The sequence below is a fragment of the Halomonas organivorans genome, assembly GCF_014192055.1.
In the GTDB taxonomy this organism is placed as follows: domain Bacteria; phylum Pseudomonadota; class Gammaproteobacteria; order Pseudomonadales; family Halomonadaceae; genus Halomonas; species Halomonas organivorans.
The window spans coordinates 158,302-173,553 of the sequence record NZ_JACHXM010000004.1 but is presented as its reverse complement, the minus strand read 5'-3'; the positions used below and the strand labels follow the sequence as shown (position 1 = coordinate 173,553).

At 67.4% G+C, this 15,252-nt stretch carries 8 protein-coding genes and 1 pseudogene; 3 read left to right on the top strand and 6 right to left on the bottom strand.

What is annotated here, in order from left to right; translation table 11 throughout:
* The first annotated feature begins 65 nt into the window (after positions 1-65).
* From amaB to nhaC, 3 genes and pseudogenes are all read left to right on the top strand, one after another.
* Positions 66-1,559 carry an L-piperidine-6-carboxylate dehydrogenase gene (gene amaB, locus FHR96_RS06475; RefSeq protein ID WP_183386836.1) on the top strand — a complete coding sequence of 498 codons (1,494 nt, stop codon included), beginning with the start codon at positions 66-68 and terminating at the stop codon, positions 1,557-1,559.
* 124 nt (positions 1,560-1,683) lie between these two features.
* A pseudogene (gene amaA, locus FHR96_RS06470) lies at positions 1,684-2,963 on the top strand (L-pipecolate oxidase).
* Between the two features lie 91 nt (positions 2,964-3,054).
* Entirely contained in the window at positions 3,055-4,593 is a 1,539-nt protein-coding gene (nhaC, locus tag FHR96_RS06465) for a Na+/H+ antiporter NhaC (RefSeq protein WP_183386835.1), read from the top strand.
* Positions 4,594-4,804: 211 nt separating this feature from the next.
* Here the strand turns inward: nhaC and FHR96_RS06460 are convergent, their stop codons facing one another.
* Genes FHR96_RS06460 through FHR96_RS06435 form a run of 6 tightly spaced genes read right to left on the bottom strand, consistent with a single transcriptional unit; the run spans position 4,805 to position 15,215 of the window.
* The gene (locus FHR96_RS06460; RefSeq protein WP_183386834.1) at positions 4,805-5,617 is read right to left on the bottom strand and encodes a peptidylprolyl isomerase; all 813 of its coding nucleotides are present in this window, start codon (positions 5,615-5,617) and stop codon (positions 4,805-4,807) included.
* 24 nt (positions 5,618-5,641) lie between these two features.
* Positions 5,642-6,319, bottom strand: a complete 678-nt coding sequence (gene narI / locus FHR96_RS06455) for a respiratory nitrate reductase subunit gamma (RefSeq protein WP_183386833.1) — start codon at positions 6,317-6,319, stop codon at positions 5,642-5,644.
* Entirely contained in the window at positions 6,316-7,098 is a 783-nt protein-coding gene (narJ, locus tag FHR96_RS06450; protein ID WP_183386832.1) for a nitrate reductase molybdenum cofactor assembly chaperone, read from the bottom strand. The genes narI and narJ overlap by 4 nt, the downstream gene beginning before the upstream one ends.
* Complete coding sequence (narH, locus tag FHR96_RS06445) at positions 7,091-8,689, bottom strand: nitrate reductase subunit beta (RefSeq protein WP_183386831.1); 1,599 nt, start codon at positions 8,687-8,689, stop codon at positions 7,091-7,093. Before narH ends, narJ begins: the two co-directional genes overlap by 8 nt.
* On the bottom strand, positions 8,686-12,501 hold the full coding sequence (locus FHR96_RS06440; protein ID WP_183386830.1) for a nitrate reductase subunit alpha: 3,816 nt from the start codon (positions 12,499-12,501) through the stop codon (positions 8,686-8,688). The genes narH and FHR96_RS06440 overlap by 4 nt, the downstream gene beginning before the upstream one ends.
* 11 nt (positions 12,502-12,512) lie before the next feature.
* Positions 12,513-15,215: a nitrate/nitrite transporter gene (locus FHR96_RS06435; RefSeq protein WP_183386829.1), complete on the bottom strand. Its 2,703-nt coding sequence runs from the start codon at positions 15,213-15,215 to the stop codon at positions 12,513-12,515.
* Between the last annotated feature and the right edge of the window lie 37 nt (positions 15,216-15,252).

Below are 15,252 nucleotides of genomic sequence, written 5' to 3'. Positions count from 1 at the left end.
CGCTCGCAACCCCAGCAATACTGCTCCCGTTTTCCATCACACGCATATGAGCAGTAGGAGGAAGAATGATCGCGTCCATCATGCAACGCCTCGGGGTCAGCGAATCCCTGTACCGTGGCGGCGACTATGCCGTGACTTCACCCACCGACGGCGGCGAGCTCGGCCGGGTGGCACTGGAAGGCGGTGATGAGGTCAAGACACGCATCGACCGCGCCCAGGCGGCCTTCGAGGCCTGGCGTCGGGTGCCGGCGCCGCGCCGCGGCGAGCTGGTGCGCCTGTTCGGCGAGCAATTGCGCCGCCACAAGGAAGACCTCGGCACCCTGGTGACCCTGGAATGCGGCAAGATCTACCAGGAAGGCCTCGGCGAAGTGCAGGAAATGATCGACATCTGCGATCTCGCCGTCGGCCAGTCCCGCCAGCTGTACGGCCTGACCATCGCCTCCGAGCGCCCCGGCCACCACATGCGCGAAAGCTGGCACCCGCTGGGCCCGATCGGTCTGATCACCGCCTTCAACTTCCCGGTGGCGCCCTGGGCCTGGAACGCCGCCCTGGCGCTGGTGTGCGGCAACAGCCTGCTGTGGAAGCCCTCCGAGAAGACGCCGCTGTGCGCCCTGGCCTGCCAGGCGCTGCTCGAACGCGCCATGGCCGAGTTCGGCGACGAGGCTCCGGCGGACCTCAGCCAGGTCATCATCGGCGAGCGCGCGGCCGGGGAGGTGCTCACCGACGATCCCCGCGTGCCGCTGATCAGCGCCACCGGCAGCACCCGCATGGGTCGCGAGGTCGCGCCCCGCGTGGCCGCTCGCTTCGGTCGCAGCATCCTCGAGCTCGGCGGCAACAACGCCATGATCCTGGCCCCCAGCGCCGACCTGGACATGGCCGTGCGCGCCATCCTGTTCTCCGCGGTGGGCACCGCCGGCCAACGCTGCACCACCCTGCGCCGCTTGATCGTCCACGAGTCCGTGCGTGACGAGGTCGTCGAGCGGGTCAAGAAGGCCTATGCCGGCGTGACCATCGGCGACCCGATGGGCGGCAGCCTGGTCGGCCCGCTGATCGACGCCCAGGCCTTCGACCAGATGCAGTCGGTGCTCGGCAAGGCCCGCGAGCAGGGCGCCAGCGTGTTCGGCGGCGAACGTCGCCTGGCCGACGACTACCCCGAGGGCTATTACGTGGCGCCGGCCATCGTCGAGGTCGAACAGCAGGACGAGCTGGTCAAGCACGAGACCTTCGCCCCGATCCTTTACGTCATGAGCTATCGCGACTTCGATGAGGCGCTGGCGCTGCAGAACGACGTGCCCCAGGGGCTCTCCTCCTGCGTCTTCACCACCGACGTGCGCGAGGCCGAGGCCTTCGTCTCCGACCAGGGCAGCGACTGCGGCATCGCCAACGTCAACATCGGCCCCAGCGGCGCCGAGATCGGCGGCGCCTTCGGCGGCGAGAAGGAGACCGGCGGCGGCCGCGAGTCCGGCTCCGACGTCTGGAAGAGCTACATGCGTCGCCAGACCAACACCGTCAACTACTCTCGCGAACTGCCGCTGGCCCAGGGCATCAAGTTCGACTGAGCATGACCGCCGTCCCGGGCAGAACGGGACGGCCGCGACCTCTCGCCCCTGCCGCTGACTATCACCGCCGGGCCCCGGCACGACCGGCGACAGGGAGCGCGCCTATCACAAGACAGGAGGCGTCATGAAGGAAGGGTGTTTGTGGCACGACACCTCCCCCGAGCCGACATTGCCGCTGGCGCCGCTGCAGGCCGATCACACCACCGAGGTGGCGGTGATCGGCGGCGGCATCACCGGGCTGTCCACCGCCCTGCACCTCGCGGAGGCCGGGGTCGGGGTGACCCTGCTCGAGGCGGGGGAGATTCCCAGCGGCGGCTCGGGGCGCAACGTCGGCCTCGTCAACGCGGGACTGTGGATCCCTCCGGACGACATCTGCGAGGCACTGGGCGAGCGGGACGGCGAGCGCGCCAATGCGATCCTGGGCGGCGCCCCCGCCGAGGTCTTCTCGCTGATCGAGCGCCACGCTATCGATTGCCGTGCGACTCGCAGCGGCACCCTGCACCTGGCGCACAACGCCAAGGGTGAGCAGGAGCTGGCGCGCCGCGTAGACCAGTTCCAGCGGCGCGGCGCCCCCGTCGAGCTGCTGGAGGACGAGGCCTGCCGGCAGAAGACGGGCACCCAGCGCATTCGCTGCGCCCTGCTCGATCGTCGGGCCGGCACCATCAACCCCGTGGCCTACACCCGTGGACTGGCCCGGGCTGCCGCCACCGCAGGCGCGCGGCTGCATGGCCACAGCGCAGCGACGGGGATCGCGCGACACGGCTCGGACTGGCGCATCACCACCGCCGAGGGCAGCGTCACCGCCCCTCGCCTGGTGATCGCCACCAACGCCTATACCGAAGATCACTGGAATCAGGTGCGCCGGCACTTCTTCCCCGGCCATTTCTTCCAGGTCGCCTCACATCCGCTGCCGGACGAGATCGCCGGCGATATCCTGCCCGAGCGACAGGGCGCCTGGGATACCCGCATGGTGCTCAGCAGCATGCGCCGCGACAGCGAGGGCCGCCTGATCCTCGGCAGCCTGGGCAAGGGGACGGCCGACCTCAGGCCTATGTCCGCGGCTGGGCCGACCGCATCCAGCGCCACTACTTCCCCCAGCTGGGGCGCATCGACTGGGAATGTACCTGGACCGGGCGAATCGCCTTCACTCCCGACCACACCCTGCGGCTGTTCGAACCCGCGCCCGGGATCCTGGCCGCCTCTGGCTACAACGGACGCGGTGTCACCACCGGCACGGTCGTCGGCAAGGGCTTCGCCCACTACCTGGCCAACGGCGACGACGGTCTGCTGCCGCTGCCGATCCGCATCCCGAAGCCAATACGCGCCAAACCCCTTTGGAGTTCCAGCTACGAGGGCGGCTTCACGCTCTACCACACCGGCCAATGCCTGAGGGTATTGATCTGAGAGCCGCCGGCCCACGCCAGGAGAAATGACGACCAGGATGTCACGCTTGATCGATCGCCTTTGACACGTCATCGAGACCAAGGAAAACAACATGACCGATCCAACAACAACATCGACCTCATCCCACCGCTCGCCGGGGCTGCTGCTGGCGCTGACTCCGGTGATCCTGACCCTCGCCGCCATCGGGGTACAGATCTTCTATTTTGGCGACTTCACCCCGCACATCCCGCTGGCCATCGGCCTGGCGATCACCTCCCTGGTGGGCATCAGGCTGGGCTTCTCGTGGAAGCGCATCGAGGAAGGCATCTTCCACGTCATTCACGTTTCCCTGCCGTCCGTCTCGGTGCTGATCTGCGTGGGCATGATCATCGGTGTGTGGATCGCCAGCGGCACCGTGCCCTCACTGATCTATTACGGCCTGACGCTGCTCTCGCCGACGGTCTTCCTGGCGGCAGCCATGCTGCTTTGCTCGCTGGTCTCGCTGTCGCTGGGCACCTCCTGGGGCACGGTCGGCACGGTCGGCCTGGCGCTGATGGGCATCGGCGCGGGCTTCGACATCCCCATGTACTGGACCGCCGGCGCCGTGGTCTCGGGGGCCTTCTTCGGCGACAAGGTCTCGCCGCTGTCGGACACCACCAACCTCGCCCCGGCCGTCACCGGCACCGATGTCTTCTCCCATATCAAGAACCTGATGCCGACCACGATCCCCTCGATGCTGATCGCGTTCGCCATCTACCTGGGAGCGGGCTTCACCCTGATCGACGACCAGGGCGCCTCCTTCGAGCGAATCACCGCGATCACCTCGGCGCTCGAGGCCAACTTCACCATCTCGCCCTGGCTGCTGCTGCCGGCGGTGCTGGTGATCGTGCTCGCCGTCAAGCGTATGCCGCCCATCCCCTCGCTGTTCGCCGGCGTACTGGCCGGGGCGATCACCGCGATGCTCGTGCAGGGAGCCGGCCTGCATGAAGTGGTCACCTACGCCAACTACGGCTATACGATCGACACCGGCGTCGGCGCCATCGACAGCCTGCTCAACCGTGGTGGCATCCAGTCGATGATGTGGACCATCTCGCTGGTACTGATCGCCCTGGGCTTCGGCGGCGCCCTGGAGAAGACCGGCTGCCTCGAAGCGATCATTCGCGCCATCATGGCACGTGTGCGCAGCTTCCGCGGCGTGCAGACCTCGGCCATGATCACTTCGCTGTCCACCAACCTGGTCGCCGGCGATCCTTACCTCTCCATTGCCCTGCCCGGCCGCATGTACGCCCCTACCTACCGGGGACTGGGCTACTCGACCTTGAACCTGTCGCGGGCGATCGAGGAAGGCGGCACCCTGATGTCACCACTGGTGCCCTGGAACGCGGGCGGGGCCTTCGTGATCAGCGCACTGGGACTGGGTATCGCCGACGGCAATGTCGAGAACCTGCTGTACATTCCGCTGGCCTTCGCCTGCTGGCTGTCACCGATCATCGGCGTGCTCTATGCCCAGGCCGGCCTGTTCTCGCCCAAGGCCAGCGACGCTGAGCGCCGCCGCTGGCAAGAGCAGGGCGAGGCCGTCGCCACCGACCTGGGCGCCTGCCAGGCCATGGCTGACCAGGCCAATACCCGCCGCCCCCAGCCGGCCGGCTGACACGCGCCCCACCACACCGCAGTGAAGGATGTCCCGCTCGGCGCCGCCGGGCGGGACATCGTGGTCCTCCCTCCAGCTCCCCAAGTATCCGAATGACCGATGCGCTGACCCGTTGGGTAGTCACGGCAAGGGATGGCTCATTGCAGCGCCGCCACTTCGAAACGGCCGGAGCGGGCAAGATCAACGAGCACAGACCCGCTGCCGACACACCTCACTGCATCAGGGCACGGGCGGCATCGTCGTCGAGCGCGATGCCTTCCACGCCGATCTCCGCCTCCAGTGCCAGCAGGTAGTGGCGCAGGGCACGGCGGGTCGCCTGCTCGCGCAGGCTGTGCCGGACCCGGTCGGCGACCTCATCGTAGTGCAGCGCCCGGCCTTCCTGCCGTTCATCGATGATCACCAGATGCCAGCCATAGCGAGAGGCCAACGGGCGCCCATGCAGCCCCTCCGGTAGGTGCTGCAGGGCGCGATCCAGCTCGGGCACGGTCTGGCCGGGCACCAGCCAGCCCAGCTCGCCGCCCTGGTCCCTCGAGGGGCAGTCGGAATGGCGCTGGGCCAGCTCGGTAAAGCGCTGCGGGGCCTCGCGTAGCTGCGCGATGAGCGCCTGCCCGCGCCGATAGCCGTCGTCCCGGGCGGGGGCGTCGTCCGGCGCCGCCGCCAGCAGCACATGGCGCACCCGCAGGCGGGTGGGATCGCTGAAGCGTTCGGGATGGGCGCCGTGGCAGCGCCGACAATCCGCCTCGGTGGGTTCGGGGGCGTCCAGCTCGCGCTCCAGCAGCGCGGCAATGGCGGCTTCGATGTCCGCCTCGTCGTCTACCGCCAGGCCCAACTGACCGGCGCGCTGGCGCAAGAGTTCTCGCACCACCAGGGCGCGGGCCGCCTTGAGTCGAGCGTCGCCGGCGCTGTCGGCCGGGTGGTACTGCATCTCGCGGGCGATCTCGGCGTGATCGATCGACGCCTCGCCGACCCGAATGGGAGGCGGGGTCACCTCGCCGGGAATCATCTCGATGTCGATGCTGTGCATGGTCGTCTCTCCTGGGAAGGTCGCTCAGGCCCGGCGGCGCACGATCTGGTAGCGCCGCATCAGGTAGCCCAGCGGTGCGCTCCAGACGTGCACCAGGCGGGTGAAGGGGAAGACCAGCACGATGGTAAGCCCCACCAGGATGTGCAGCTGGTAGATCCAACCGATCCCGACGAGATAGTCGGCGGCGCCGCCCTGGAAGAACACGATTGCCTGGGCCCAATGAGCGAGCGCGAGCATCACGCCGCCGTCCAGGTGATGCATCGCCGGAATGATGGTGAGCAACCCCAGCGTTACCTGCAGTACCAGCAGCAGGATGATGACGCTGTCCATCGGGCCCGACGAGGCCTTGACTCGGGGATTGGTCAGGCGTCGCCAGGCCAGCATGGCGCCGCCGACCAGGCACATCACGCCGGCGATGCCGCCCACCACGATGGCCACCACCTGCTTGGTACCGGCGCTCATGAAGGGCGCATAGACCCAGTGCGGGGTCAGCAGGCCCACCAGGTGGCCGAAGAAGATCACGATGATGCCGACATGGAAGAGGTTGCTGGCCAGGCGCATGTTCCTCGAGGTGAGCATCTGGCTAGATCCGGTCTTCCAGGTGTACTGGCCGTGGTCGAAGCGCAGCAGGCTGCCAATCAGGAAGACGCTGCCGGCGAGATAGGGATAGAGCCCGAACAGCAGGATGTGGAAGTAGCTCATGACAGATCTCCTTGTTGCCGCGGGGCGGCGGGGTCGAGGATCCGCACCGCTTCGCTGTGCGTCGCCGTCTTGCGCTCGGCCAGGCGTCGCCCCTCAGCGGACTGCAGGGCACAGTCCTGATCGGACGCGGCCGAGAAGCGCACCGCCTCCTCTTCCCAGGCGGCGTCCAGGGCCTCGGGGGTATCGTCCCGTGCCTCGTTCTTCACCGGGTCGCGGTGCTCGGCCACGTCGGCCTCGGCGCCGATCAGCCCGAGCAGCGCCAGGGTCGCCAGGGCGTGGGCAGCCTCGCGCTCTTCCAGTCGCGCGGTGAGCCGCGCCAGGATGTGACGGATCTCGCCCAGCCAGCGGCCGATCTCGGTCTCGGGTCGGGTGGAGAGGTATTCCAGGAACAGCGGCAGGTAGTCGGGCAGTTCCCGGGCGTCGATCTCGAAGCCGGCGGCCCGATACTCGGCCAGCAGGTCGACCATGGCCTGGCCGCGGTCGCGGGACTCGCCGTGGACGTGCTCGAAAAGCAGCAGCGAGGTGGCCCGGCCGCGGTCGAACAGCGCCACGTACTCGGCCTGAAGGTCCATGAGGTCGGCCTCGGCCAGGCGCTGGCTCCAGTCCATCAGGGCGGTTCGCAGCGCCGGGGGCAAGCGCCGCTCGGCGTCGAGGATCTCGATCATCTCGCCGGCGGCGTCCTGGAGCGCCTCGCTGGGGTAGTCGAGCAGTCGGGCCAGCACGCGCAGGCTAAGCATGTCGTCCGCCGGCTCGAGCAGGACACGGGCGGCATCAGCCATGACGGGCCTCCTCGGCTGTCTCATCGCTCTGGGCCTTTTGTTGAGAACCGGGATCGAAGACCTCCACCGGCTGAACCAGGGTGGTAGTCTGCTTGCGGCCGCCGAACAGGCTGGCGTCGCTATCGCCACCCTGGCAGCCGTTGCCGAAGCTGAAGCCGCAGCCGCCGCGCTCGGGGAAGGCGTCGACAGCCATCTCGCGGTGGCTGGTGGGGATCACGAAGCGGTCCTCGTAGTTGGCGATGGCGAGATAGCGGTACATCTCCTCGACCTGGGCCTCGGTGAGCTCGACTTCGTCGAGCACCTCGACATTCGCCTCGCCGTCCACGTGCTTGCCGCGCATGTAGAGGCGCATCGCCATCAGCCGCTTGAGCGCCAGCACCACGGGTTCCTCCTCGCCGGCGGTGAGCAGGTTGGCGAGGTATTTCACCGGGATGCGCAGCGACTCGATCTTCGGCAGGATGCCGCCGGATTCGTCTTTCTCAAGGTCGCCCGCCTCGGCGGCGGACTGGATCGGCGACAGCGGCGGCACGTACCAGACCATTGGCAGGGTGCGGTACTCGGGATGCAGCGGCAGCGCCAACCCCCACTCCATGGCCAGCTTGTAGACCGGGCTCTGCTGGGCGGCGGTGATCACGCTGTCGGCGATGCCGTCCTTCCGCGCCTGGGCGATCACCTCAGGATCGTGGGGATCGAGGAAGATCTCGCGCTGGCGGTGGTAGAGGTCGCGCTCGTCCGCGGTGCTCGCCACCTCCTCGATGCGGTCGGCGTCGTAGAGCAGCACCCCCAGGTAGCGGATGCGCCCCACGCAGGTCTCGGAGCAGATGGTGGGCTGGCCGGCCTCGATGCGCGGATAGCAGAAGATGCACTTCTCGGACTTTCCGCTCTTCCAGTTGTAGTAAATCTTCTTGTAGGGGCAGCCGGAGATGCACATCCGCCAGCCGCGGCACTTGTCCTGGTCGATCAGCACGATGCCGTCTTCCTCGCGCTTGTAGATCGCCCCGCTGGGGCAGGACGCCACGCAGGTGGGGTTCAGGCAGTGCTCGCACAGCCGCGGCAGGTACATCATGAAGGTGTTCTCGAACTGGCCGTAGATATCGACCTGCACCTGCTCGAAGTTGGCGTCGCGGCGGCGCTTGGCGAATTCGGTGCCGAGAATCTCCTCCCAGTTCGGCCCCCACTCCACCTTGTTCATGCGCTGGCCGGAGATCAGCGAGCGCGGCCGCGCGGTGGGCTGGTGCTCGCCCTGCTTGGCGGTGTGCAGGTGCTGGTAGTCGAAGGTGAACGGCTCGTAGTAGTCGTCGATCTCCGGCAGGTCGGGGTTGGCGAAGATGTTCGCCAGCAACCGCCACTTGCCGCCGATGCGCGGCTCGATATGGCCGTCCTTGCGGCGCAGCCAGCCGCCCTTCCACTTCTTCTGGTTCTCCCACTCCTTGGGATAGCCGATGCCGGGCTTGGTCTCGACGTTGTTGAACCAGGCGTATTCGACGCCCTCGCGGCTGGTCCAGACGTTCTTGCAGGTCACCGAGCAGGTGTGGCAGCCGATGCACTTGTCGAGGTTCAGGACCATCCCGACCTGGGAACGAATCTTCATTTCACGGCCTCCTGCTGGTAGTCATTGCCTTCGCCGTCCAGCCAGTCGATGCGCTTCATCTTGCGCACGATGACGAACTCGTCGCGGTTGGAGCCGACGGTGCCGTAGTAGTTGAAGCTGTAGGCCAGCTGCGCATAGCCGCCGATCATGTGGGTCGGCTTGGGGCACACGCGGGTGACCGAGTTGTGGATACCGCCGCGGGTACCGGTGATCTCGGAGCCCGGCACGTTCAGGATCCGCTCCTGGGCGTGGTACATCATCGCCATGCCGTTCTTGACCCGTTGACTGACCACCGCCCGGGCGGCGATGGCACCGTTGGCGTTGTAGAGCTCGATCCAGTCGTTGTCCTCGACGCCGATCGACCGGGCGTCGTCCTCGGACAGCCAGACGATGGGCCCGCCCCGGGACAGGGTCTGCATCAGCAGGTTGTCGCTGTAGGTGGAGTGGATGCCCCACTTCTGGTGCGGGGTGATCCAGTTCAGCGCGATCTCCGGGTTGCCGTTGCCCTTTCTCTCGGCAAAGCCAGGCTCGGCCACGCTGGCCGCCGCCTTGGTGTCGATCGGCGGCCGGTAGACCAGCAGGCTCTCGCCGAAGGCGCGCATCCAGGCGTGGTCCTGGTAGAACTGCTGGCGGCCGCTGACCGTGCGCCACGGAATCAGCTCGTGGACGTTGGTGTAGCCGGCGTTGTAGGAGACGTGCTCGTCCTCGAGACCCGACCAGGTCGGGCTGGAGATAATCTTGCGCGGCTGGGCGACGACGTCGCGGAAGCGGATCTTCTCTTCTTCCTTGGGCTCGGCGAGGTGCTTGTGATCGCGGCCGGTGATCGTCGACAGCGCGTCCCAGGCCTTGACCGCCACCTGGCCGTTGGTCTCCGGCGCCAGGGTGAGAATCACCTCGGCGGCGTCGATGGCCGACTCGATGCGCGGCCGCCCCTTGGCCGGGCCCTCGGTCTTCACGTAGTTGAGCCTGCCGAGCAGCTCGACCTCCTGCTCGGTGTTCCAGCCGATCCCCTTGCCGCCGTTGCCCAGCTCGTCGAGCAGTGGTCCCACCGAGGTGAAGCGCTCATAGGTGGCCGGGTAGTCGCGCTTGACCTCGACCAGCGCCGGCATGGTCTTGCCGGGCACCGGCTCGCACTCTCCCTTCTTCCAGTCGCGGACCTCGGGCTGGGCCAGCTCGGCGGGGGAATCGTGCTGCAGCGGCAGGGTGACCAGGTCGGTCTCCTCGCCCAGGTGCCCCACGCACACCTTGGAGAAGGCCTTGGCGATGCCCTTGTAGATCTCCCAGTCGCTGCGCGATTCCCAGGCCGGGTCGGTGGCCGCGGTCAGCGGGTGGATGAAGGGGTGCATGTCCGAGGTGTTGAGGTCGTCCTTCTCGTACCAGGTCGCCGTGGGCAGCACGATGTCCGAGTACAGACAGGTGGTGGACATGCGGAAGTCCAGGGTCACCAGCAGGTCGAGCTTGCCCTCCGGGGCCTCGTCGCGCCACGTCACCTCTTCCGGCTGCTGGCCGCCGGCCTCGCCCAGATCCTTGCCCTGAATACCGTGACGAGTGCCGAGCAGGTACTTGAGCATGTACTCGTGCCCCTTGCCGGAGCTGCCCAGCAGGTTGGAGCGCCAGATGAACATGTTGCGCGGGAAGTTCTGCGGGTCGTCCGGATCTTCGGCGGCGAAATGCAGCTCGCCGGCCTTGAGCGCCTCGACCACGTAGTCCGTGGTGGACTGACCGGCGGCCTCGGCGGCCTTGGCCAGGCGCAGCGGATTGGTGGCCAGCTGCGGCGCGGAGGGCAGCCAGCCCATGCGCTCGGAGCGCACGTTGAAGTCGATCAGGCTGCCGGAATAGTCGGCCGGATTGGCCAGCGGCGAGAGGATCTCCTTGATCTCGAGCTTCTCGTAGCGCCACTGGCTGGAGTGGTTGTAGAAGAAGGAGGTGGAGTTCATGTGCCGCGGCGGCCGCTGCCAATCCAGGCCGAAGGCCAGCGGCAGCCAGCCGGTCTGCGGGCGCAGCTTCTCCTGGCCCACGTAGTGGGACCAGCCGCCGCCGCTCTGGCCGATGCAGCCACACATGATCAGCATGTTGATCAGGCCGCGGTAGTTCATGTCCATGTGGTACCAGTGGTTCATCCCGGCACCGACGATGATCATGGAACGCCCGTGGGTCCTGTCGGCGTTGTCGGCGAACTCCCGGGCGATGCGCAGGCACTGTTCGGCGGGCACGCCGGTGATCTTCTCCTGCCAGGCCGGAGTGTAGGGCTTGACCTGGTCATAGGCAGTGGCGCCGTCGTCCTCTCCCTCTCGGCCGAAGCCGCGGTCGATGCCGTAGTTGGCGCACATCAGGTCGAACACGGTGACCGCCAGTACCTCGCGGCCGTCGGCCTTGGTCAGGCGCTTGGCCGGCAGGCTGTGGAACAGCAGCTCGTCGCTGGCGCCGCCGCTCTTCACGTGATCGAAGTGCTCGTGGGCGATGCCGCCGAAGTAGGGGAAGGCGACTCGGGCCACCTCGTCATGGGCCTCGGCCAGGCTGAGGCGCGGTTGGATCTCGTCGCCTTCGGCGTCCCGCGACTCCAGGTTCCACTTACCCTTTGCCGTGGCGTCGCCGTCGCTCTTTTCTGCGCCCGCCTCGCCCCAACGGAAGCCGATGGAGCCGCGCGGCACCACCAGGCGGTCCGATAGTTCGTCCCAGGCCAGGGTCTTCCACTCGGGGTTGTTGGCCTGGCCCAGGTGGTCGGCGAAGTCGCTGGCGCGCAGCTGCCTGCCGGGCACGTGGCTACCGTCCTCGCGGGCCTCGAGCTCGACCAGGCAGGGCATGTCGGTGTAGCGGCGCACGTAGTCGGTGAAGTAGGCGCTGGGCCGATCGAGGTGGAATTCCTTGAGGATAACGTGGCCCATGGCCATGGCCAGCGCCGCGTCGGTGCCCTGCTTGGCGGACAGCCACTCATCGGTGAGCTTGGAGACCTCGGCGTAGTCCGGGGTCACCGAGACGGTCTTGGTGCCCTTGTAGCGTACTTCGGTGAAGAAGTGGGCGTCCGGGGTGCGGGTCTGGGGCACGTTGGAGCCCCAGGCGATGATGTAGCCCGAGTTGTACCAGTCGGCGGATTCCGGCACGTCGGTCTGCTCGCCCCAGGTCATCGGCGAGGCCGGCGGCAGATCGCAGTACCAGTCGTAGAAGCTCATGCAGACCCCGCCGATCAGCGACAGGTAACGGCTGCCGGCGGCGTAGGAGACCATCGACATGGCGGGGATCGGCGAGAAGCCGATGATGCGGTCCGGGCCGTACTGCCTGGCGGTGTAGACGTTGGAGGCGGCGATCAGCTCGTTGAGCTCGTCCCAGTCGGCGCGCACGAAGCCGCCCATGCCGCGGGCCCGCTTGTACTGCTTGGTCTTGGCCGGATCCTCGACGATGGAGGCCCAGGCGTCCACCGGATCGCCGCTCTCCTCGAGCGCCTCGCGCCACAGCTTGAGCAGCGGCTTGCGCACCAGCGGGTGCTTCAAGCGGTTGGCGCTGTAGATGTACCAGGAGTAGCTGGCTCCCCGCGGGCAGCCGCGTGGCTCGTGGTTGGGCAGATCGGGCCGGGTCCGGGGGTAGTCGGTCTGCTGGGTCTCCCAGGTGACCAGGCCGTTCTTGACGTAGATCTTCCAGCTGCAGGATCCGGTGCAGTTCACCCCATGGGTGGAGCGCACGATCTTGTCGTGCTGCCAGCGCTGGCGATAGCCGTCCTCCCAGTCGCGGGTCTCGTCGCGGGTCTCGCCGTGTCCCCCGGCAAAGGCTTCAGGACGGCGAGTCAGGTACTTCAGTCGGTCCAGAAAATGACTCATGGGAACTCTCCTCAACGGCTCGGCGAGGCGGTCTGTGCGCGGGTCTCGTGCCCGGGCGCCCGCAGGCGGATCTCGGCGTTGGCACGGGTGTAGTAGAACCAGGTCAGGCCGACGCAGATGGCGTAGAAGGCGATGAAGCCGTACAGCGCCAGCTCGGCCCCGCCGGTCAGGGCGATGGAGCTACCGAAGGTCTTGGGAATGAAGAAGGCGCCGTAGGCGGCGATCGCCGAGGTGAAGCCGATGGTCGCCGCGGATTCCTTCTCGCTCTGCTGGCGCTGCGCCGCCGCATCGAGCGATGGCATCAGCCGCGACACTTCCTGACGAAAGATCTCGGGAATCATCTGGAAGGTGCTGGCGTTGCCCACGCCGGTGAAGAAGAACAGCAGCAGGAACATGGCGAAGAAGCCCCAGAACGCGCCGGGCTGGTCCTTCATGCCGAGGAACAGCAGCACCCCGACGACGCAGGCGATCATCGCCGCGAACACCCACAGGGTGACCCGGGCGCCGCCGAAGCGGTCCGAGACCCAGCCGGTGCCGGCGCGGGACAGCGCGCCCACCAGCGGCCCCAGGAAGGCGAACTGCAGCACGTCGACCTCCGGGAACTGGTTGGACGCCAGCAGCGGGAAGCCCGCGGAGTAGCCGATGAAACTGCCGAAGGTGCCGGTATAGAGCACGCACATCAGCCAGTTATGCTTGCGCTTGAAGATCACCGCCTGGTCCTTGAACGAGGACCTGGCGCTGGCGATGTCGTTCATGCCGAACCAGGCCGCCACCGCGCCGAGCAGGATGAACGGCACCCATACGAAGCCGGCGTTCTGCAGCCACAGGCGTTCGACGTCGTTCAGCGCCTGGGGCTCGCCGCCCAGCGCCCCGAACACTCCGGCGGTGATCGCCAGCGGAATCAGGAACTGCATGACGCTGACCCCGAGGTTGCCCAGCCCGGCATTGAGCGCCAGGGCGTTGCCCTTCTCGCGCTTGGGGTAGAAGAACGAGATATTGGCCATGCTCGAAGCGAAGTTGCCGCCGCCGAAGCCACACAGCAGCGCCACGATCAGCATCACCAGGTAGGGGGTGTCGGGGTTCTGCACGGCGAAGCCGATCCACAGCGCCGGCAGCGCCAGCGAGGCGGTGGACAGCGCGGTGAAGCGCCGCCCGCCGACGATCGGCACCATGAAGCTGTAGAAGATGCGCAGCGTGGCGCCGGACAGCCCCGGCAGCGCGGCCAGCCAGAACAGCTGGTTGGAGGTGTAGTCGAAGCCCACCTGGGGCAGCTTGGCGACCACCACCGACCAGACCATCCACACCGCGAAGGCCAGCAGCAGGTTGGGGATCGAGATCCACAGGTTGCGGGTGGCGATGCGCTTGCCCTTCTCGGCCCAGAATTCCGGATCCTCGGGGCGCCAGTCCTGGAGCACGAAATGGCTGGGCGTGGCCAGCTCCGGCAGGTCGGTGACCTCCCGGCCGCCACGCCACTCCTCGCGGCTGGCGCGCAGGATCGCGTAGTGCATCCAGGCCAGGGCCGCACCGGAGACCACGAACAGCAGCATGAAGCAGCTCTGCCAGATACCCAGCACGTCGTTGAGCATGCCGAAGGTCAGCGGCAGGAAGAAGCCGCCCAGGCCGCCGATCATGCCCACCACGCCGCCCACCGCACCGACGTGCTGCGGGTAGTAGCTCGGGATGTGCTTGAACACCGCCGCCTTGCCCAGCGACATGAAGAAGCCCAGCACCATGATCAGCGCGACGAAACCGACCAGGTTCATGGCGAACGAGAACTCCAGCGAGCCGTGCACGCCTTGTACGCTGTAGCGAGTCGGCGGATAGCTGAGCAGGAAGCTGCAGGTCACCGAGGCGAGCAGGGTCCAGTACATCACCCGACGCGCGCCATAGCGGTCGGAGAGCCAGCCACCGAGGACGCGGAACAGCGACGCCGGAATGGTGTACAGCGCGGCGACGATACCAGCGGCGGTGATACTCAGGCCGTAGACTTCGACCAGGTAGTGCGGCAGCCACAGCGCCAGGGCCACGAAGCCGCCGAAGACGAAGAAGTAGTACAGCGAGAAACGCCAGACGCGCAGCTCGACCAGCGGCGCCAGCTGCTGCCTGAGCGGCACGGCCTCGGAGCGACGCCGTTCGCTCTGCGGGTCGGTCCTGGCCAGCAGCAGGAAGACCACGCCCATCGCCGCGATAGCCGTGGCATACACCAGCGCGGCGCCCTGCCAGCCCAGTGCCAGCAGCAGGAAGGGGGCACCGAAGTTGGTCACCGCCGCGCCGACGTTGCCGGCACCGAAGATGCCCAGAGCCGTACCCTGACGCTCACGCTCGAACCAGGCCGAGGTATAGGCCACGCCGACGATGAACGATCCCCCGGCCAGGCCGATGCCCAAGGCGCCGAGCAGCAGCATGGGATAGCTGTTGGCAAAGGTGAGCAGGTAGACGCAGCCGGCGGTGGCCAGCATCAGCAGGCTGAATACCCAGCGCCCGCCGAAGCGGTCGGTAAGGATGCCCAGGAACAGTCGGCTGATGGACCCGGTGAGCACCGGCGTCGCCATCAGCAGGCCGAGCTGGGTGTCCGACAAGGCGAACTCCTCCCGGATCTGCAGGCCGAGGATGGAAAACAGCGTCCACACGGCGAAGCAGGCGGTGAAGGCGATCGTCGAGAGGCCCAGGGCGCGGTTCTGCTCGCGTCGTGTCGGGTAGTCGGTATTGGCCATGGCGGTTCCCCCTGGCTCGGTAAAAGACTTCCAGGAA